General features: G+C 68.9%; 15 protein-coding genes. 3 read left to right on the top strand and 12 right to left on the bottom strand.

Annotated features, from left to right (window positions below; translation table 11 throughout):
* Positions 1 to 39 precede the first annotated feature (39 nt).
* The gene (locus KV396_RS10905) at positions 40 to 1338 is read right to left on the bottom strand and encodes an ABC transporter substrate-binding protein (RefSeq protein WP_247955725.1); all 1299 of its coding nucleotides are present in this window, start codon (positions 1336 to 1338) and stop codon (positions 40 to 42) included.
* 232 nt (positions 1339 to 1570) lie between these two features.
* Here KV396_RS10905 and KV396_RS10900 point away from each other — a divergent pair, with 232 nt between their 5' ends.
* Entirely contained in the window at positions 1571 to 2377 is an 807-nt protein-coding gene (locus KV396_RS10900; protein WP_247623164.1) for a DeoR/GlpR family DNA-binding transcription regulator, read from the top strand.
* Between the two features lie 80 nt (positions 2378 to 2457).
* Here KV396_RS10900 and KV396_RS10895 read toward each other — a convergent pair whose 3' ends face one another.
* The 3 genes from KV396_RS10895 to KV396_RS10885 all read right to left on the bottom strand — a co-directional run bounded on the left by KV396_RS10895 (position 2458) and on the right by KV396_RS10885 (position 8841).
* Positions 2458 to 6714, bottom strand: a complete 4257-nt coding sequence (locus tag KV396_RS10895; protein WP_247955724.1) for an ExeM/NucH family extracellular endonuclease — start codon at positions 6712 to 6714, stop codon at positions 2458 to 2460.
* A gap of 199 nt (positions 6715 to 6913) precedes the next feature.
* Positions 6914 to 7666, bottom strand: a complete 753-nt coding sequence (locus tag KV396_RS10890; protein ID WP_247624719.1) for an SURF1 family protein — start codon at positions 7664 to 7666, stop codon at positions 6914 to 6916.
* Between the two features lie 59 nt (positions 7667 to 7725).
* Positions 7726 to 8841: a GuaB3 family IMP dehydrogenase-related protein gene (locus KV396_RS10885; RefSeq protein WP_247633994.1), complete on the bottom strand. Its 1116-nt coding sequence runs from the start codon at positions 8839 to 8841 to the stop codon at positions 7726 to 7728.
* A gap of 38 nt (positions 8842 to 8879) precedes the next feature.
* On the opposite strand from KV396_RS10885, the gene KV396_RS10880 reads away from it, so the two are divergent.
* The gene (locus KV396_RS10880; RefSeq protein WP_247955723.1) at positions 8880 to 10010 is read left to right on the top strand and encodes an FAD-dependent oxidoreductase; all 1131 of its coding nucleotides are present in this window, start codon (positions 8880 to 8882) and stop codon (positions 10008 to 10010) included.
* 63 nt (positions 10011 to 10073) lie between these two features.
* Here KV396_RS10880 and KV396_RS10875 read toward each other — a convergent pair whose 3' ends face one another.
* The 8 genes from KV396_RS10875 to guaB form a co-directional block, all read right to left on the bottom strand.
* Positions 10074 to 11873, bottom strand: a complete 1800-nt coding sequence (locus KV396_RS10875) for a sensor histidine kinase (protein ID WP_247632742.1) — start codon at positions 11871 to 11873, stop codon at positions 10074 to 10076.
* Complete coding sequence (locus tag KV396_RS10870; protein ID WP_247623168.1) at positions 11870 to 12217, bottom strand: response regulator; 348 nt, start codon at positions 12215 to 12217, stop codon at positions 11870 to 11872. Before KV396_RS10870 ends, KV396_RS10875 begins: the two co-directional genes overlap by 4 nt.
* Positions 12214 to 12357, bottom strand: coding sequence for a hypothetical protein (locus KV396_RS10865; protein ID WP_247632743.1), 144 nt, complete (start codon positions 12355 to 12357; stop codon positions 12214 to 12216). The genes KV396_RS10870 and KV396_RS10865 overlap by 4 nt, the downstream gene beginning before the upstream one ends.
* Positions 12354 to 13844, bottom strand: a complete 1491-nt coding sequence (locus tag KV396_RS10860; RefSeq protein WP_247955722.1) for a glycosyltransferase family 2 protein — start codon at positions 13842 to 13844, stop codon at positions 12354 to 12356. The genes KV396_RS10865 and KV396_RS10860 overlap by 4 nt, the downstream gene beginning before the upstream one ends.
* Complete coding sequence (locus KV396_RS10855) at positions 13841 to 14554, bottom strand: PHP domain-containing protein (protein ID WP_247955721.1); 714 nt, start codon at positions 14552 to 14554, stop codon at positions 13841 to 13843. Before KV396_RS10855 ends, KV396_RS10860 begins: the two co-directional genes overlap by 4 nt.
* The gene (locus KV396_RS10850; RefSeq protein WP_247623172.1) at positions 14551 to 15537 is read right to left on the bottom strand and encodes an ATP-grasp domain-containing protein; all 987 of its coding nucleotides are present in this window, start codon (positions 15535 to 15537) and stop codon (positions 14551 to 14553) included. Before KV396_RS10850 ends, KV396_RS10855 begins: the two co-directional genes overlap by 4 nt.
* Position 15538: 1 nt before the next feature.
* Positions 15539 to 16582, bottom strand: coding sequence for a response regulator (locus KV396_RS10845; protein ID WP_247623173.1), 1044 nt, complete (start codon positions 16580 to 16582; stop codon positions 15539 to 15541).
* 200 nt (positions 16583 to 16782) lie between these two features.
* The gene (gene guaB, locus KV396_RS10840; RefSeq protein ID WP_247623174.1) at positions 16783 to 18285 is read right to left on the bottom strand and encodes an IMP dehydrogenase; all 1503 of its coding nucleotides are present in this window, start codon (positions 18283 to 18285) and stop codon (positions 16783 to 16785) included.
* A 366-nt stretch (positions 18286 to 18651) separates the two neighbouring features.
* Between guaB and KV396_RS10835 the strand changes: the two genes are divergently transcribed.
* Positions 18652 to 19914, top strand: coding sequence for a branched-chain amino acid ABC transporter permease (locus KV396_RS10835; RefSeq protein WP_407665598.1), 1263 nt, complete (start codon positions 18652 to 18654; stop codon positions 19912 to 19914).
* Positions 19915 to 19919 lie beyond the last annotated feature (5 nt).

The following is a 19919-nucleotide window of genomic DNA, read 5'->3' as shown; positions in this document are numbered from 1 at the left end:
CGGCGATGCGGCACCCCGTTCAGGCGGGAGGCGAGGAGCTCAGAACTCCGCTTCCCAGGACGTCTGCGCCGCCTTGAGCGCGTCGGGGATCGACTGCTGCCCGTCGAGTGCGGACTGCAGCTGCTCGCCGAACTGGCGCATCAGCTCCTCCGCCACCGGCAGCCCGGTGAACTCGTTGGCGGGGTAGCCGGCCTGGTAGATGTCGAACGCGGTCTTGAACAGCTCGTCGTCGTTCACGAAGTCGGGAACCGAGGTCGAGTTGCCGGGGAAGGCCTTCGCCATCGTCGACAGAGTCGAGTTGGTCTCCTGGCTCATGAGGAACTCGACGAGCTTGAACGCCGCCTCCTTGTGCTCGGAGTTCTCGGCCACGCCGATGCCCCACGAGGCGTAGGGAATGCCGCGTTCGCCCTCGTATCCGTCCTCGGCGGGGATCGCCGAGATCGAGAACTCGAGGTCGGGGTTCGTCTCGCGGATGAGGTTGATGTGCGCGAGCGAGTCGATCATCATGCCGGCCCGGCCGTTGGTGAACTCCTCGACCTTGTCCTGCTCCTTCATCGTGAACGAACCGGAGGCGATCACTCCCGCGTCCCACAGCTCGCCGATGTACTCGACCGCGGAGGTCACGTCGTCGTTGGTGAGATCGGGCTGACCGTCCTTCAGCATCGAGCCGCCGGATGCCCAGACCCACGACATGACGTCGTTCTGCACACCGTTCGGCGCTTCGAGGGAGAGCGGGAGGACCCACCCGGAGACGTCGCCCCCGAGGGCGGAGACCTTCTCCGCGGCATCCGCGAACTCGCTGCGGGTGGCGGGCGGAGCGTCGACACCGGCCTCGGCGAGGAGCGCGTCGTTCGTGAACATCGGATACACGAAGTTGACGACCGGGATCATGTACGTGCTGCCGTCGACCTGGATCTGGCTGGCGAGCTCGCTGTCGTCGTAGTCGTACTCCTCCATCAGCGCGCTGAGGTCGGCGATGACTCCCTGCGAGGCGAAGTCGTTGACCCACGCGCCGTCGAGACCGACGACATCGGGCATGGTGCCGGACGCGGCTCCCGCGAACAGCTGCTCCTTGGTGGAGGCGTACGGCCCGCTCACGAGATCGACCGTGATCCCGGGGTTCGCCGCCTCGAACTCGTCGATGAGGGCGCGGAACTCGCCGTCGGGCAGTTCCGGCTCCCACCACTGGGCGAACTCGATCGTCACGTCGCCGCCGTCTCCACCGCTGTCGCCGCCGGTGCTGGGCGCGCAGCCCGCCACCGCCAGAAGGGTCACGGCCGCCGCGGCGGCTCCGACGATGTTCCGGATGCGTCGCTGCCCCAGTCGCACTGTGCTCATCACTTCTCCTCTTCGAGATCGTGCCGCATCACGCGCTTCAATGCTTGTTCATGCGGTTTTGAGCCATGTTATGCCCGGATTTGCCGCGGCGTCAAGCGTCAATCTGGAGATGTCGTTACAGACTTCTCCCGCAGGGGACCGGTATTCCGCGGATAATCAGCCATGCACGCGATATGCCGTTTTCTGCACAAGTCTGCGGTGTTCGTCGCTTTCGTGTGCTAGAGATGTCTGCATGGAAACATCCGCACCGGCACATCGTCGTCGCCTCCCCGCGGGCAGGAAGGCCGATCTCGCCAGCTACGTCGAGCAGACGGGGCAGGTCACGGTCGGCGATCTCGCCGAGCACTTCGGCGTCTCGATCGACACGATCCGCCGCGATCTCGATCAACTCGACCGCGAAGGCGTGCTCGTGCGCACCCACGGCGGTGCCGTGAGTTCCGCGACCGGGCCGCTCAAGGACCGCGCCCTCGACGTGCGCATGCGCGTGCAGACCGAGGAGAAGGAGCGCATCGCCCGCCTCGCCGCCGGTCTGATCGAGGACGGCTCGGTGGTGATGTTGAACGCCGGAACGACGACGTTGGCGGTCGCTCGCGCGCTTCGCAATCATCAGGATCTGACGATCGCGACGAACAACCTGCGGATCCCCGCCGAGCTCGCCCCCACCGCGTTCCGCGACCTGTACGTGTTCGGCGGTGCGGTGCGCTCGATCACCCAGGCGACGACCGGACCCGTGACGTTCACGATGACCCCCGGCGGCCCGGAGGTCGACATCCGCTGCGACCTCGCGTTGATCGGCGTCGGGGCCGTCGACGAGGGCGGGTACTCGGCCTCGAACCTCGGCGACGCCGCGATGATGTCCGAGATGATGCAGCGCGCCGAGCGCACCGCGATCCTGGCGGACTCCTCGAAGATCGGGCGCCGGTTCTTCGCGCAGATCGCGCAACTCGACCGGGCCGACTACCTGATCACGGATGCCCCGCCGCCCCCGCACATCGCCGCAGCCCTCGCGCAGGCCGACGTGCAGGTTCTCGTCCCCTGACGACCTGACAGCGACCTGAACGACGACGGAGGCCGCCGGGATCGCTCCCGGCGGCCTCCGCTTCGATCAGCGGGGTGGGGTCACCACCATCCGCCGATCAGATCGAGGATCCAATCGATGATGCCGCCGATGATCCCGCCGATCGTGCTCGCCTTCTTGACGGTGACGGATGCCGTGGCCTCGTCTCCGTCCGACTGCGACACCGCAACGGTGTAATCGCCGGCCTTGGTGTTCTTCGGAACCGTCACCGAGCCGTCGAACGAGCCGTCGCCGGCGACCTGGATCGTGCCGACCTCGATCGGCGCGCCCTTCTTCGGTCGCAGCTGCACGGTCACCGTCTCGCCCGGCGCGTAACCCTCACCGGTGATCTGCAGCTTCTTGCCTGCCGTCACCTTCGAGGAGCCCAGGTCGATCGTGCCGGCGAACTCCGCCTCACCCGTGATCGTGAACGGCACCTGCACCGTCGTGCCCGTCGCCGGGACCGACACGGTGAGCGCCTGCTCACCCGTCACTCCCGCGGGGACGGTGAAGGTGAGCGTCGCACGTCCGGCCTCGTCGGTCGTGTCGACGATCGCCGGGTCGATCGCGCCCGCGGCGAGCTGGGTGTCGCCCAGCGAGAGCGTCACCTCGCCCGGCGCCGGCTCTCCCGCGCTGAACGCGAGCGACGACAGCGCGACGGTCACCTGATCGCCCGCGCTGTACCCGTCGGCATCCGCCGGGCTGACCGTGACGCCGACGGCGCGCTGCGCCTGATCGGGCGTCGCGGTGCCGTTCGCGTCGAACCAGTCGACCATCGACTGCAGATCGATCTTGCCGGTGTCGCGCTTGCCGGTGCCCTCTCGGAAGGTGACGAAGTTGTCGCCGCCCGCCGCGAGGAACGAGTTCGCCGCGACGGTGTACTCGGCCGCCGGGTCGATCGGAGTTCCGTCGAGCGTGATCGAGGTGATCCGCGCTCCCTGCGCCGCCGTGGGATCGTACGTGTACACGAGCCCCTCCGAGACGCCGAGCTTCAGGAACGGACGCGCCGCCCCCGCGGGCTGCCACTGCTCCTCGAGCACGCCCTTGAGCTGCTCCCCCGTCAGGGTGAGCGTCACGAGCGTGTTGGCGAACGGTTGCACGTTCGCCGCCTCTCGGTAGGTGACGTTGCCGTCGGGATCGGATGCCCCGCTCGACGCGTACGCGAGGTTCGCGCGCAGACCGCCGGGGTTCATCAGGGCGATGTCAGCATCCGTCGACCACTTCTGCACATCGGCGACGAAGTTGCCGATCGTCGACTCGCCACCGCGGTTCTCCGAACCGTTCGCCTGACGCGCCCGGTTGAAGTCCGCCGTGATCTGCCCGACCTCGACCGCACCGAGCACGTCGGCCTCGGCCTTCGCCTTCGCGACGATCTCGGCGACCTCGGGCACTGCCGGGTAGAGCGGCTGTCCGTTGGCGGTGAGCGGCTTGATCTCGTTGGTGATCGAGATCAGGTCCTTCGTGGTCGGGTCGACCTGGATGTTCATCAGGCCCAGGTTCTCGCCGTACTGCCCTGCCGAGACGACCGGACGGCCGTCGATGACGTGGTTGTAGGCGAGGTGGGTGTGAGCCGAGACGATCGCATCGACATCGGCGTCCACGCCGTAGACGATCTCACCGAGCGGCGAGTCGGGCGTGACCGCCGCGACATCGGTGCTCTCGGCGCCCTCGTGCACGAGCAGGATGATGACGTCGGCCTCGCCGTTGGATTCGTCGCCGTCGCGCAGATCGTCGGCCACCGCGTTCACGGAGTCGGCGATGCTGCGCACCTCGAGGTCGGCGATCCCCTCCGGGGAGACCAGCGAGTCGAGATCCTCGGTGACGGCTCCGATGAAGCCGACCTTGACGCCGTCGAGCTCCTTGACCCAGGCGGGGGCCAGAGCGGGCTCGCCGGTCTCGGTCACGAACACGTTCGACGCGATGTACTCCCAGTCCGCGCGGTCCTGCACGCGATCGCGCAGGTCCTCCCAGCCCTGGTCGAACTCGTGGTTGCCCGCCGAGCTCACATCCAGACCGGCCGCGTTGAGCGCGTCGATCGTGGGGTTGTCGTCGTTGATGAACGAGGTGAACGTCGATGCACCGATCAGGTCTCCCGCTCCCGCGAAGATCGTGTTCGGGTTCTCGGAACGGAACTGCTGCACGGCTCCTGCGAGCACAGCGGCACCGGCGGCGGCGCCGTCGGCCTCGATGCGTCCGTGGAAGTCGTTCACCGTGACGACGTCGATGCTCACCGGCGGGATCTCCGCGGAGACGCCGACGATGATCGGGTCGTGGTCGCTCGACCGGTAGGGCGTACCCGCCTCGGTGGCACCGAACGCGTAGCCGCGGTCGCTCCACTCGGGCGAGTTGATGCCCCAGACGCCGGCTCCGGTGATCGAGGAGGCCAGCGACGGCGATGCGATCACGTGGTCGAGCGAACCCAGCTCGCCGTCGAACGAGTACGTGTACTGTCCGTCGGTCTTGTCGGCGACGAGATCGCTCCAGCCCGCCGACGTGAACACGTGGATCGGGTCTTCCTTGCCGTAGGCGTTGAAGTCGCCGATCAGCAGCAGGTCGCTGCTCCCGGTCGACTGCTCGAGGTCGCCGGCGAAGTCGAGGATCGCCTCGGCCTGCGCCACGCGGTCGGCGTTGAAGAAACCCTGACCGTCGGCCGGCTCGGCCCCCGCGCCGGTGGGCGGGGACTTCGACTTGAGGTGGTTCGCAACGACCGTCACGACCCGTCCGTCGATGTCGAACGCCTGCGCGATCGGCTCACGGGCATTGCCCCACACCGACTCGTCGGTCACGGTCGCACTGTCGCCGACCGGTGAGACGGCATCCTTCTTGTAGATGATCGCGTTGGTGATGTAGTCGGTCGTCGCCGCGTCGTTCAGGGCCTCGGGCGTCGGCACGAACGCCCACACCTCGCCGCCCGCCGCGTCGTTGAGCCCGTCGACGAGGTCGGCGAGCGCCGTGTCGATCGGCTTGCCGAGCTTGACCGAGTTCTCGATCTCCATGAGCGAGACGATGTCGGCGTCGAGTCCGTTGATCGCCGCGATGATCTTGGACTTCTGGATCGCGAACTGCTCCGCATTCGCCGCGCCGCGCGCGTCGGGGTTCTCGCTCTTCAACGTCGTGAAGTAGTTGAAGACGTTGAACGACCCGACCTGCACGTCGCCGCCCACGTCCGGAGCGGTCTCGGGGCGCGGGTTGGTCGGTTCGAAGCCGACCTTGAGCTCGGCGGGAGAGGAGTCGTCGATCGGCACGGTCGGCTGCAGCCGCCAGTCGTCGAAGCCCCACTGCAGGATGTAGCCGGCGTCACTGAAGTCGACGACGTCACCCGTGCGCACGACCTGGTCGGTCGTGAAGTACGGCTGCTGACCCGGGTGGTTGTTGTTGTTGACCTGCAGAGACCACGCGTCGTCGAGCAGGATGCGGTTCGCCCGGTTGGCGGCCGCGATCGCGGCGGCATCATCACCCGGACGCGTCGTCTCGGTGCTCTTGACGTTGAGGTCCTCCCCGGCGTTCAACCACAGCGTGCCGAAGTTGTAGAGCTGGTGGCTCGACGCGAGACGGTAGGTACCGGCCGGGGCGACGAGCATGTTCTCGTACTGCTCGCGGTCGGCGCCCACGACGGTGTCGGGGAGAGGGGTGACCTCGGGCAGACCGGCATCGGCCGTGACGACCTCGACACCCGCGAGAGCCGTGGGCGAGATCTGGGTCTGGCCGAAGTACTCGCTCACCCGCCCGGTGACCGAGACGAGGTCGCCGATCTCGAGAGTCGGAGCGAGGGCGTTCAAGAAGACGAACACGCCGTCGGAGGCGCCGGGCGTCGCGTCCTCGGCGCCGCCGGAGCCCTGCGTCTGGATCACGATGCCCTTGTAGCCGCCGGTCCGATAGTCGGCGGTGACGATGCCCTCGACGGTGACGGTCTGACCGTTCACGGGAGAGACGTCGCCGGTGCCCTGGACCTCGGCGATCGTGTGGGTGGCCGGTGTGCTCGCGACCGCGGCATCCTCTGCGGGGGCCGCCGGTGCTTCTTCGGGCGCGGGCGCCGCTGCCGCGTCGTCCGCCTCGTCCTCGGCGGCCGGCGGCGTCGACGGGGCCACCTCCGGTGCGGGGGATGCGGTGTCGTCCGGCGCGGGGGTCGCCGGAGCCCCGGTCTCGGTGCTCGACGATGCGGGGGCATCGACGGGCTCCTCGGCGAAAGCGGGGGCCGCGGCGAGCGACCCGAAGGTCAGCGCGACGGCGGTGGTCAGAGCGAGAGCGCCGGTGCGCCCCCGCTTCCGGAATTCTGACGAATCGACTCCCGTGCGGGCGTCGTCGTGGGGGGCTGACATGCGAACGGTCTCCTCGACATTGTGGATTTCGGTGACGTCGGGCCCTTGTGGGGCCTGTCGTGCGAGCGCCCGGAGCGTGTGTCCGGACGCGCGCATGTCTTCGACCCTACGGAGAGGGTCCGACATCCTCAATGGTGTTCGCCGTTTGGTCACCGACTGCTCACCGGCCGCGCACGGCCGCATTCCCGGGGTGCGCGTGTCAGGCGGACGCCGCGGCGGCGTCCTCGAATTCCTCGACCTCGCGCTCCCACGCGTCCTTCGCCAGGCGGTACCAGAGGTAGAAGGCGAAGCCCGCGAAGATCGCCCACTCGACGGCGTAGAACACGTTGAGCCAGTTGACCGGCGACATCTCGTTCGGCGCCGGCGAATCGATGTCGACGAGCCCGGCGGATGCCTCGATCGCGGCGAGATACGGCCGATACACGTCGAGCTGGTCGGTGTCGTGCCAGAAGCTGAGCAGCGCGGCCGTCGACATTCGGTTCATCCGGTCGGGCTCGTCGTGCGGCGGCGGGACCGGTCCCTCGTCGGAGATGATGCGGCCGGCGATCTCGACGGTGCCGCCGTCATCGGCGTTCAGTTCGTCGATCGCCGCGTCCGCGCTCTCGCGGTCGGGTGCCCATCCGATCGCGACGGCGATCGAGGTGCGCTCGGCGACGCGCAGCTGACCGGTCACCCAGTAGCCCTCGACGCCGTCGTTGTAGCGCTGCGAGACGACGAGGAAGTCGCCGGGCACCCAGGTGCCCGAGGTCTCGACCCGCTGACCGACGAGCGGCTCGGGAAGGTACTGCCCCGGTTCCACGACCTCATCGAGCTGTTGCACCTGTTCCGTCGCGCCCGGCTCGGGCGGGTCGGTCTCGATCGCACGCTCGAGCTGCCACTGGCCGAGCCAGGCGAACACGCCGGCCACCAGCAGGCAGAACAGCAGCATGCCGATCCATCGCCCGCGCAGCATCACCTCACGGAGGGTCGGCGGGAACAGCGGGGCGGACGACACGGCGGCGATACGGAGGATCAGGCTTCGTACGGGGCGAGGACGACCTCGACCCGCTGGAACTCCTTGAGGTCGGAGTATCCGGTGGTCGCCATGGACTTGCGCAGCGCGCCGATGAGGTTCGCGGTGCCGTCGGCCACGGGAGCGGGGCCGTACAGGATCTCCTCGAGCGTGCCGATCCCTCCGACCTGCACGCGACGACCGCGCGGCAGCTTCGGGTGGTGGGCCTCGGGGCCCCAGTGGTAGCCGTGACCGGGCGCATCGGTGGCGCGGGCCAGCGCGACGCCGAGCATGACGGCATCCGCCCCCATCGCCAGTGCCTTCACGATGTCGCCGGAGGTGCCCACGCCGCCGTCGGCGATGACGTGCACGTAGCGTCCGCCCGACTCGTCGAGGTAGTCGCGACGCGCCGCCGCGACGTCGGAGACGGCGGTCGCCATCGGCGCGTGGATGCCGAGGGTCGCGCGCGTGGTCGACGCCGCTCCCCCGCCGAAGCCGACCAGCACACCGGCCGCGCCCGTGCGCATGAGGTGCAGCGCGGCCGTGTAGGTGGCTGCGCCGCCGACGATCACGGGCACGTCGAGGTCGTAGATGAACTTCTTGAGGTTGAGGGGCTCGACGTCGCTCGAGACGTGTTCCGCCGACACCGTGGTGCCACGGATCACGAACAGGTCGACCCCGGCCGCGGCGACCGTGTCGTAGAACTCCTGGGTGCGCTGCGGCGTGAGCGAACCGGCGACGGTGACGCCCGCCTCGCGGATCTCGGCGAGACGCTGCGTGATGAGCGCGGGCTTGATCGGCTCCGAGTACAGCTGCTGCATGCGCACGGTCGCCTGGGAGTCGCTGAGGCCGGCGATCTCGGCGAGCAGCGGCTCGGGGTTCTCGTACCGGGTCCACAGGCCCTCGAGGTCGAGCACGCCGAGGCCGCCGAGCTGCCCGAGCATGATCGCCGTCTGCGGGCTCACGACGGAATCCATCGGCGCCCCCAGCACGGGGATGCCGAAGCCGAAGGCGTCGATCGTCCAGGCGGTCGACACGTCCTCCGGGTTGCGCGTGCGCCGCGAGGGCACCACCGCGATGTCATCGAACGTGTACGCGCGACGCGCGCGCTTTCCTCGGCCGAGCTCGATCTCCATGGTCACCACTCCAGACTACCCGGGCGCGGAGGCGGTCGATGGCTGGGAGACTGGGAGCGACATCGGGAGGATGCATGGGAGCGGATGCCGCAGCGGTCGTCGTCGTGGGCGGCGGGGTCATGGGACTCGCCACCGCCTGGGAGCTCGCACGACGCGGGAAGCGTCCCGTCGTGCTGGAGCGGTTCGCCCGCGGCCATCGCGAGGGGGCCTCGCACGGAGCCACGCGCAACTTCAACAACGCCTACGACGAGGATCACTATCTCGACCTCCTCGTGCGTGCGCGGGAGGGGTGGGACTCGCTCGGCGACGTCGGCGGGGCTCCCCTGTTGCGGCTGCACGGCCTCGTCACGCACGGTGATGTCGACCTGCGGCGGATCCACGAGCGCCTGGCCGCGCGCGGCATCCCGGCCGAGGTGCTCTCCGCAGACGAGGCGACCCGCCGCTGGGCCGGCATGCGCTTCGACGGCGATGCGCTGTGGTCGCCCGACGCCGGCGTCGTGCGGGCGTCCGCTGCCCTGATCGAGTTCGAGCGCCGCATCCTCGCCGCGGGCGGCGACGTGCGATGGAGCACGCCGGTCGCCGCGATCGACGACCGCGGGGAGGGCATCGACATCGCTCTCGCCGACGGCTCGCACCTGCGCGCCGAGACCGTGGTGGTCACGGTCGGCGCCTGGAGCCGGAACCTGGTCGGAGAGCTCGGGCTCCCCCGCCTCACGGTCACCGAGGAGACGCCCGCGCACTTCGCGCCGGTCGACGACGCCGTCTGGCCGTCGTTCAACCACTACGTCGATCCGGCGGAGTACCCGGCGACCGTCTACGGCATGCCCACTCCCGGGGAGGGCGTGAAGGTCGGCTTCCACCGCGTGGGCGACGAGGTCGACCCCGACGCCCGCCCGCACGTCCCCACGCATCTCGACACTCTCGCCGGCTACGTGCGCGAGTGGATGCCGGGACTCGACGCGGCGAGCGCGGTGCCGATCAGCTGCACGTACACCTCGACCGACGACGGCGTGTTCGTCCTCGACCGACGCGGCCGGATCGTCGTCGGAGCGGGCTTCTCGGGTCACGGGTTCAAGTTCGCGACCGGGATCGGGGCGACGCTCGCGGATCTCGCGCTCGACGAGTCGGCGCGCGCCGCCGAGCCGTTCCGGCTCCCCCAGGTGAGCTGAGAGGTCGGAACACGCCGCAGGACGGCGTCCGCACGCGGCGAGTCGTGACCCCTCACCGGGATGTCAGACGTTGCGCAGGCCCTCGAGACGCAGCGCTTCCGTGCGCAGCTCGACCGGAAGAGTGAACCAGAACTCGGTTCCCTTCCCCACCTCGCTGCTCATGCTCATGGTCCCGCCGTGCGCCTGAACGATGGCGCGAGTGATCGTCAGCCCGAGCCCCACCCCGGGCACCGCGTTCCGGGTCGCCGTCGAGGCGCGGAAGAAGCGAGTGAACAGCATCCCCTGCTCTTCCTCCGGGATCCCGAAACCGGTGTCCTCGATGCAGATGCGCGCTTCGCCCTCGCGCATCTCCAGGCGTGCGGTGACTCGTCCGCCGCTCGGCGTGAACTTGATCGCGTTCGACAGGAGATTGTCGATCGCCTGACCGATTCGGCCGGCGTCGACGAGGAGACGGATGGGTTCCGCCGGGATGTCGGAGAGGAGCTCCACGCCGTTCTTCTGAGCGTTCGGCCCGGACGACTCGACGGCGGATCGCACGAGAGCGGAGAGGTCGGTTTCCGCCTTCTCGAGCGGGAATCGACCGGACTCCGCCTGCGCGGTGAAGAGCAGGTCGCCGACGAGGTTCAGAAGGCGTTTCGCGTTCCGCTCGATCACAGCCACGAAGTCCTGCTGGTCAGCGGTCAACGGTTGTTCCGGATCGTTCTGCAGCAGGTCGAGGAACCCGATGATCGCGCTCAACGGCGTGCGCAGTTCATGCGAGATCATGCCGACGAACTCGTCTTTGAGGCGTGCGACCTCGACGGCCTTGGTCTCGTCCGTGATGACGAGCAGATAGCCGCGCTGTGCGCCATCCGTCCCCTGGTACAGCGACAGCGTGAGACGCACGGGCACGCTGGATCCGCCGGCGGTGGTCATGTCGACATCGGCTTCGACCGTGCGGCCCTCGTCGACCTCGTCGAGCAGGGCGCGCATCCCGGTCGGGTCGTCGAGCGAGCGGGGAGTCGCGGGATCGGCGAACAGGCCGAGTGCCGAGGGATCGAAGAAGCGATTGACGGTCACATCATCGAGCGCCTCGTCCACGGACAGACCGATGAGGCGCTCCGCTCCGGGATTCCAGGCGATCACGACGCCCTTGCGGTCGGTGGCGATGACCGCCTGGGCGGTGATCGAGCTCCACAGGCTGCTGAACGACTCCAGGAGGAACTGGTACTGCTTCTCGCTGGCCTGGAGCTGCTGGACCATCGAGAGGTTGGCCGAGAGCGCCGCCGTGCGCTCGACGACGAGCGCCTCCGCTTGAGCGGTGCGCAGACGCTGGAGACGTGAGAGCTCGTTGACGATCGCCCCGGCCACCGCGAAGACTAGGGGGCTGATCACACCGCGGAGCCAGGCGAGCTCGCCGGCTGCCGAGTCGAGCGCGATCGGCATCAGGAAAGCGATCGACGTCAGGACCCCGATCAGGAAGACTGGACGCAACCCCGGTGAGGCGGCGAGCCAGATCACCGGGAGCAGGACGAACGACGAGAACAGCGACGCGGTTCCCCCTGTGCCGACACGCAGCACTCCGATGGCCAGGATGTCCACCGCGGGGATGAGGAGCACGATCCAGCCGTCGTGAACGCCCCGTGCCGCGAGGACCGCGGCGAGTGCGGTGACGAGCCCCACCAGAGCGATACCGACGATCGCCGCCGCCGGATTCGTGGCCTGGATACCGGGCACCGCGATCACGAGCAGCCCTGCGACGCCGACGGCGATGGCCGTGGGGCCCTGCTTCATGAGCGGTGTGGGGTCGTCGAAGTACCGCTGCCACCCGCGCTGCACGGGAGCGGGGGCGGCTGCCGTGCCCAAGGACTCGTAACGATTCATCGGTCGACTCCCGCGACGGCCCGGCGCAGGGCTGCCCCGCGCACGGGCTTCGGGAGCGCGGCATCCGCCGTCGGGTACGACGTCACGTCGAGCACGGAGCTGATCACGAGGAAGCACCGCGGGAACGTCTCTCGCACCAGGCGCGCGCATTCGGTGCCGGAGATACCCGGGAGTAGCAGATCGAGCACCGCGAGCGAGGGGTCGATGTGCGGGAAGGCCGAGATCGCCGACTCGGCGTCACCGGCGGAGAACACGTCGAAGCCCTCGCGGTCGAGATGACGACGCAGCAGCGACATCTGGTCGAGGTCGTCCTCGACCACGAGGGCCAACGGGCGTGCGCTCATCGGAGGAACATCTCGCGGACGACGACCACCACGACGACGACGGCGATGGCGGCGAGAGCCTGCCAGACCAGCCGCTTCTCGGAGCGTGCGTCCTGCTCGATCTCCTCGGCCTCGGCCTGGGGTGTGGGCATCTCGGTCATGAGTCGACCCGTCCGACCTTCTCGGTCTTGATCCAAGAGGCGTCGGCGCGACGCCACTCCTTGATGTAGGAATCCACGGTGATGGCGCACAGCAACGAGCCGTATCCGCAGATGTAGAGCAGGAGGCCGGCGAAGAACCGCCCGCCCGGCAGCTTCTCGACGGCACGAGCGAGCCAGACGCCCAGCATCGAGATCGGGCCCCAGAGGTAGAAGACGAGGGCCCAGACGAAGAGAGTGTCGTCGTTCAGCGACCCGCCGAGGGCGAGCACGGCGTCTTCGAACGCCCAGGGGAACAGCGCGATGGCCATGAGGATGAGCGCGCCGAGGCCCGGGAACATGATGGCCTCGCGCCAGGAGTGCCGACCGATGCGCCCGTCGAGTTGCACGGAATAGAGCATCGAGAACAGATAGATGCACGCGGCCGCGATCCACATGAACCGGAAGACGAACTCCGCGATGTCGCTGTTGAAGATCAGCAGGATCACGAGCGCGGTCGCCGCGACCAGCATGAAGGCCGGCAGCAGCAGGATCGTGAACCATGCGAGCCCGAACGAGAAGCTGCCCAGCTGGTGATCGGGGCTCGGTCGGAACCACAGGTGCTTGTAGATCGACGTCAACTGCACGTTGCCGCGCGCCCACCGCAGACGCTGTTTCCAGAGCGCGTCGATCGTGCGCGGCTCCTCGGCCAGCACGACCGCGTACGGCTCGAACACCGCCCGCCGCCCCTTCAACTGGCCCTCGAAGGTGGTCATGGTGTCCTCGGCGAGGGTGCCGGTGGGGATCCGTCCGCCGATCGCCTCGAGGTTCGCCCGCGAATGGAGCTGCGCCCCGCCGGCGAGGCACGCGATCGCCCCGAGCACGTTCTGGGTGCGTCGGGCGGAGAGCTGGCCGATGATGTACTCGACCCCGATGAACCGGGTGAGGTAGTTGCGATCGCGGCTGCCCTCGGCGATGTACGCGGTCACCGCGCCGACCTTGTCGTCGGCGAGGTGCCGGGTGAGCTTGCGCAGTGCGTCGCGGGCGAAGATGACATCGGCGTCCATGATCAGCACGGCTTCGGTCCACGGGTCGGCGAGGGCGATGTCGAGTCCGTGGTTCAGCGTGTGGGCCTTGCCCTGGCCGCCGACCTCGCGCCGCAGGTGCTCCACGCGTCCCGGGTGCTGCGCCGCCTTGGCCCGCACGATGTCGGGGGTGTCGTCGGTGGACGCGTCGTCCACGACGAAGATCCGCAGCCGCTCCTCCGGGTACTGCAGCTGCAGCAGCCGTTCGATCGCGGGCCCGATCACGAGCCCCTCGTTCCACGCGGGGATGATCACCGCGACGTTCGGGTGATGCGGGGCCGCCTTCCCGTAGTGGTTGCGGAACGCGTGCATCGGCAGCGAGAGGAACTGCAGCCCCGTGTTGATGACGGGCAGTGTGCCGACGAGGATGCAGAGGATGAGCACGATGACGATCGCCGTCTGCCACCATTCGAGCTGGTCGATCACGGCAGCGCCTCCGCTCCGAGCAGGTCGCGCACGCGGACGTACCGGCCCACGTCACGGGCATCATGGCTGTCGGTGGAGGCCACCAGCTCCGCACCCGCGGCGCGGAGCGCGGCCAGCGACGCGGGCTCGGGGCATCCCCACTTCTCGTTGACCTCGACGAGCGTGCCCGTTCGGGCGGCGGCCTGCGCCCACGCCGCGAGGCGCTCCTCGCCCACGTCGCTCTCGGCGAGACCGATCTTCGGCAGCAGCGAGAAGCAGTGGGCGAGCTGGTTGCCCGGGTGGCGTTCCATCGCGGCGATGACTCCGGCGACGAAGTCGTCGAGCACGTCCGTCGTCGCCCACCCGTCGGCGATGCGTTCGCGCACGGCGGTCGGGCCGAGGGGCCCGTCGGCCCCGGGGAACTGGTGGTCGGCGATCAGGATGCGATCGATCCCCGCCGGCAGTTCGGGGATGTCGAGAGTGCCCGCGGTGTCGAGGATCTTGGCCTCGACCCCCGTGAGCACGGTCAGCCCCTCGGGCACGCGCAGGGCCGCGATCGCGGAGACGTACTCGGGCACCCAGGTGGTGTCGCGGCGCACGTGGTCGACGATGCGGAGGGTCTCGAGGCCCGCGACGACGGCGGCCGCGACGTTCTCCTCGGGAGTCGAGACGGCGTCGTCGGAGAAGGTGGAGTGGACGTGGTGATCGCCGCGGAGGATGCCGATGCTCACGCTTCCTCCTGGTGACCGGCGTGCTCCGAGACGAGCACGTCATCGATCTCGACCACGATGTCCTCGAGGAAGCGCACCGAGGCGAGCTCCCGGAACGGAAGCCGCTCGGGCAGTTCGGCCCCCAGGAACAGGTCGACCACGAGCGAGGGGATGTCGACGCCCGCCGCGATCGTGAGCGGCAGCGCGCCGGGGAATCGCGGGTTGACCTCGAGCAGCACGGCGGCTCCGGTGCGGTCGCGGCGCAGCTGCACGTTGGCGACACCCACCAGCCCGATCGCCCGGGCGATCTCGGCGGCGGTCTCCTCGAGCTCGGGATCGTGCACGGTGCGCCCGGCGATCGCAACGCCGGAGTCGACGCGCGCGCGGGTGCGCGGCACCGCGGCGACGACCCTCCCCGCGGCATCGGCGATGACGTCGACCGAGTACTCCTCACCGGGCAGGAAGTCCTGCACGATCAGTCCCTCGTCGAGCGGGAGCGCGTCGAGCGCCGCCCGATCGGGCACCAGACGGATGCCGCGGCTCCCCGCACCCTGACGGGGCTTGGCGAAGACGGGGAACTCCCACTCGATCGCGAGCGCGTCGGGACCGGCCAGCACGGTGCGCGGTGCGCGTCCGGTGGGGGCGCACCGCTCGGCGAGCAGCAGCTTGTCGAGCGCGGTGTCGAGGGTGTCGGCCGAGGGCGCGGCGAGAACGGCGGGGGCGAGTTCCTCGCGTCGGCGGGCGAGCGTGATGAGTTCGACGTCGACGGTCGAGATCACGAGGTCGAGGCGGTCGTCGACCACCAACTGCGCCAGAGCCGGCACGAAGTCGTCGGCCTTGCCCGGCGGCACCAGACGCCGCTGCTCGGCGGGCACGAGGTAGAGACCTGCCGCCCAGCCGTCCATGTCGGCTGCGAAGACCGTCAGCTCCGGGCGGCGCAGCAGCGAGCGGATGACGGCGACGCCGGCGGGTCCTCCGGCTCCGGTCACGAGGACGCGGGCCACGTCAGCCCTCCTGTCGGGTGAGCTCATGAGCGCCGACGAAGGCCGCCGTCTCGCGGACGATCTCGAGCGGCTCCACCGCCACGCCGCCACCGAAGCGCGACCAGTACCGAGCGGTCGCCCGCACGAACTCCGGCTCGAGGTAGGCGCGGCTCGCGGTCTGCGATCCGAAGCAGTCGAGCAGGCGCAGCTTCTGGTCGACGAAGCCGTCGATGCGCACGAAACGCGTGGGCCGGAAGTCGATCGTCGACGAGGGGCTCTGGTAGCAGGCGACCGTGCCGACGCGGCGGGTGGCGACCGTGGTCGCCTCGTTCACGGCGCGGTGGTCCTGATGACGGTCGTGCGCGGAGTGCGTGTAGACGATCGTGGGCTGGATCTGCTCGACGACCTCTTCGATCAGACGCACGGTCGACCCGCCACCGGAGATCTCCGTGTCGACCAGATCCTTGAGGAACAGGCGGGCGCCGATCAGCTCGGCGGCGGCCAGCGATTCGTTCTGACGACTGTTGGCATCGCCTCCGCGCGCGCCTCGCGACAGGGTGAGGATGGTGATCTCGTCGCCCGCGGCGGCGTGCGCGGCGAGCACTCCCCCGACGCCGATCTCGACGTCGTCGGGATGGGCTCCGACCGCGAGCACGATCTCCTTGCGGCGCCCTTCCTCGCGACGGCGGCGGCCTTCCTCGGCGAGGTTGCGCACGACTTCGACGAGACGCGCGTTGTCGAGCGGCTTGGTCAGGAACTCGTCGGCCTGGGCGCGGAGTGCCGAGACCGCGTACTCCACCGAGACGTGGGCGGTCATGACGACGACGGGCACCGCCGGCACCTTGCGACGCAACTCCGCCAGGAGTTCGAGTCCGTTCAATCCGGGCATCTCGATGTCCGTGATGACGACGTCGGGGCGGATCTCGGCGACCTTCTCGACCGCGACGAGACCGTCGGGGGCGAGGTCGACCACGCACCCGGCCCGTCGCTCGAGCACCGTCTTCACGAGCAGGGAGACGTCCTGGTCGTCATCGACGACGAGGACGCGGATGGCATCTACGGACAATTCGGCTCTCCTTGGGGAGATTCCCGACCGTTGGGGGCGGTATACCACCGATGCGTTCGCCACCGGAAGCACGCGGGAAAGGGCGAGCAGGTTCCTCACGATTGTGGCACACGCCCTTCGCCTGACGGCGCGCGACGCCACGCAGAGAACGAGGGACGGATGCCGCGGCATCCGTCCCTCCCCTCATCCGCGCGAGCGGATCACTTCTTGTAGTTGGGCGCCTCCACGACGATCTGCACGTCGTGCGGGTGCGACTCCTTGAGCCCTGCCGAGGTGATGCGCACGAACTTTCCGCGAGTCTTGAGCTCTTCGATCGTGCGGGCGCCGACGTAGAACATCGACTGACGGAGTCCGCCGACGAGCTGGTACGCGACGGCGCCGAGCGGTCCGCGGTACGGGACCTGCCCCTCGATGCCCTCGGGGATGAGCTTGTCGTCGCTGGGGACATCGGCCTGGAAGTAGCGGTCCTTGGAGTAGGAGGTCTGCTTGCCACGCGTCTGCATGGCACCGAGGGAACCCATCCCGCGGTACTGCTTGAACTGCTTCCCGGACTGGAAGACGATCTCGCCCGGAGACTCGTCCGTGCCGGCGAGGAGCGATCCGAGCATCACGGCATCCGCACCGGCGACGAGCGCCTTGGCGATGTCGCCCGAGTACTGCAGCCCGCCGTCGGCGATCACCGGCACGCCCGCGGGGCGGGCCGCGAGGGAGGCTTCGTACACGGCGGTCACCTGCGGCACACCGACGCCGGCGACGACGCGGGTGGTGCAGATGGAGCCGGGGCCGACGCCGACCTTCACCGCGTCGACTCCCGCGTCGACGAGCGCCTGTGCACCCTCGCGGGTCGCGACGTTGCCGCCGATGATGTCGATGTGCGCGAAGGACTCGTCGGCCTTGAGGCGCTTGACGAGATCGATGACACCCTGCGACTGGCCGTTGGCGGTGTCGACGACGAGAACGTCGACACCGGCGTCGCGCAGCGCCTCGGCGCGCTCCCACGCGTCGCCGAAGAAGCCGATCGCCGCACCGACACGCAGACGACCCTGGTCGTCCTTGGTGGCGAGGGGGTACTTCTCACTCTTGTCGAAGTCCTTGATCGTGATGAGTCCGGCGAGCTTGCCGTCGGCGTCGATCAGGGGGAGCTTCTCGACGCGGTGCTTCGCGAAGAGGGCGATGACCTCGCCGGCGGCCACGCCGACGGATGCGGTGACGAGCCCCTCCGACGTCATGACGTCCTTCACGAGGGTCGACTGGCGCTCGAAGCCCGAGACGAAGCGCATGTCGCGGTTCGTGATGATGCCGACCAGACGGCCGTCGCCGTCGACGACGGGCAGGCCCGAGATGCGGTACTGGGCGCACAGCGCGTCGACCTCTTCGACGGTCGCGTCGGGGGTCGTGGTGATCGGGTCGGTGATCATGCCCGACTCGCTGCGCTTGACGCGGTCGACCTGCGACGCCTGATCGGCGATCGACAGGTTGCGGTGCAGGATGCCGATGCCGCCCTCGCGCGCCATCGCGATCGCCATGCGCGCCTCGGTGACGGTGTCCATCGCGCTGGAGAGAAGAGGAGTGGCGACCGAGATGCGACGTGTCACTCGCGAGGAGGTGTCGGCCTCGCTGGGGATGACATCCGTGTGCCCGGGAAGCAGCAGGACGTCGTCGTACGTCAGTCCGACGAAACCGAAGGGATCGTGCTGTTCCATGGATGCTCCTCCTGCGCGTGTCGCGCGACGCCGAGTTCGTGGGGCCGGCCGGATCCGGCCGGGAAACCGTATGAAGATTCTAAGCGGAGAGCGGCCGAGAACATTCCCGGAGCCGGGCACCGTGACGACCCCGATCGGCCCACCGGTGTATTGGTACCGCTCTCATTTCGATCAGATTAAAGGTGTAGGCGAAACGCAGATCGCCCACTACAGTCAAGTGCGTCGTCCAACCCGAGACGGTCGAAGTCTGTGCGAAGGTGCACTCACCCTGGAGGTTGCGTGGGATCCACAACAATCGCCGTCCACCGGAAGAAGCCGTGGCTGGTCGCGTTCATCGGAGTGCTGCTCGCACTCGGCGCGATCCTCATGCAGCCGCCGCTCGCCGCCTCGGCAGAGACGACAGACGACGGTCAAGAGGTCACCGACTTCTACTTCGGCGGGGTCATCACCTTCGACGACGAGCCGGTCGAGGGCGTCGAGCTCTCGGTCTCCGGCAGCGGCTTCGAGGGTGAGACCGAGACGGATGCCGAGGGCAAGTGGCGCCTGTACGTGCCCGAGAAGGAGACCTACACGATCACGGTGAACGAGGAGACGCTCCCCGACGGTGTGATCGTCGACGCGTCGCTCCTCCCCGAGGGCACGCAGCCGATCTCCGGCACGACGGCGTCGTTCGAGGTGGAGTTCGGTCTCACCGGAACCAAGATCCTCAACCTCTTCCTCGGCGAGGGCGAGCGCATCACCGTCAGCTTCATCGACCAGCTGGCCTCGCGCCTCGTGGGCGGCCTGAACTTCGGCCTGCTCCTCGCGCTCGCGTCGATGGGCGCGGCGCTCATCTACGGCACGACGCGACTGTCGAACTTCGCACACGCCGAGATGGTCACCTGGGGTGGTCTCGTCGCCGTCGTGACGACCTCGATGTGGATGCTTCCGCCCTGGATCGGCATCGCGGCCGCCGTGATCGGCGGCGCGCTGCTGGGCTGGGCGATGGATGCCGGCATCTGGCGGCCGCTACGCCGTCGCGGGCTGGGAATCGTGCAGCTGATGATCGTCAGCATCGGCCTCTCCCTCGCTCTCCGCTACCTCTTCCAGTACATGATCGGTGGCGGCACCTACCAGCTCCCGGGCGCGAGCCCCGAGCCCATCCGGCTCGGACCCATCTCCTTGTCGTACATCGACATGATCGCGATGGGCGTCAGCATCGTCGTGATCATCGGGGTGGCGTTCTTCCTCACTCGCACTCGGGTCGGTAAGGCCACGCGGGCGATCTCAGACAACCCGCAGCTCGCCGCCGCATCCGGCATCGATGTCGACCGGGTCGTCCGGTACGTCTGGATCCTCGCCGGAACGCTCGCCGCGATCTCGGGCGTGCTCTGGGGCTACTTCCGCCCCGGAGTGACCTGGAACATGGGCATGCAGATGCTGCTGCTCATCTTCGCCGCGATCACGCTCGGCGGTCTCGGCACCGCCTTCGGCGCGCTCGTCGGCTCGCTCATCGTGGGTATGGCCGTCGAAGTGTCGACCCTCTGGATCCCCTCCGACCTGAAGTACGCGAGCGCGCTGGTCATCCTCATCGTGATCCTTCTCGTCAGACCGCAGGGCCTGCTCGGCCGCAAGGAAAGGTTGGGCTGATCATC

The organism is Microbacterium galbinum (assembly GCF_023101185.1).
GTDB classification, from domain to species: Bacteria; Actinomycetota; Actinomycetes; order Actinomycetales; family Microbacteriaceae; genus Microbacterium; species Microbacterium galbinum.
This window is presented reverse-complemented; position numbering and strand designations above follow the sequence as displayed.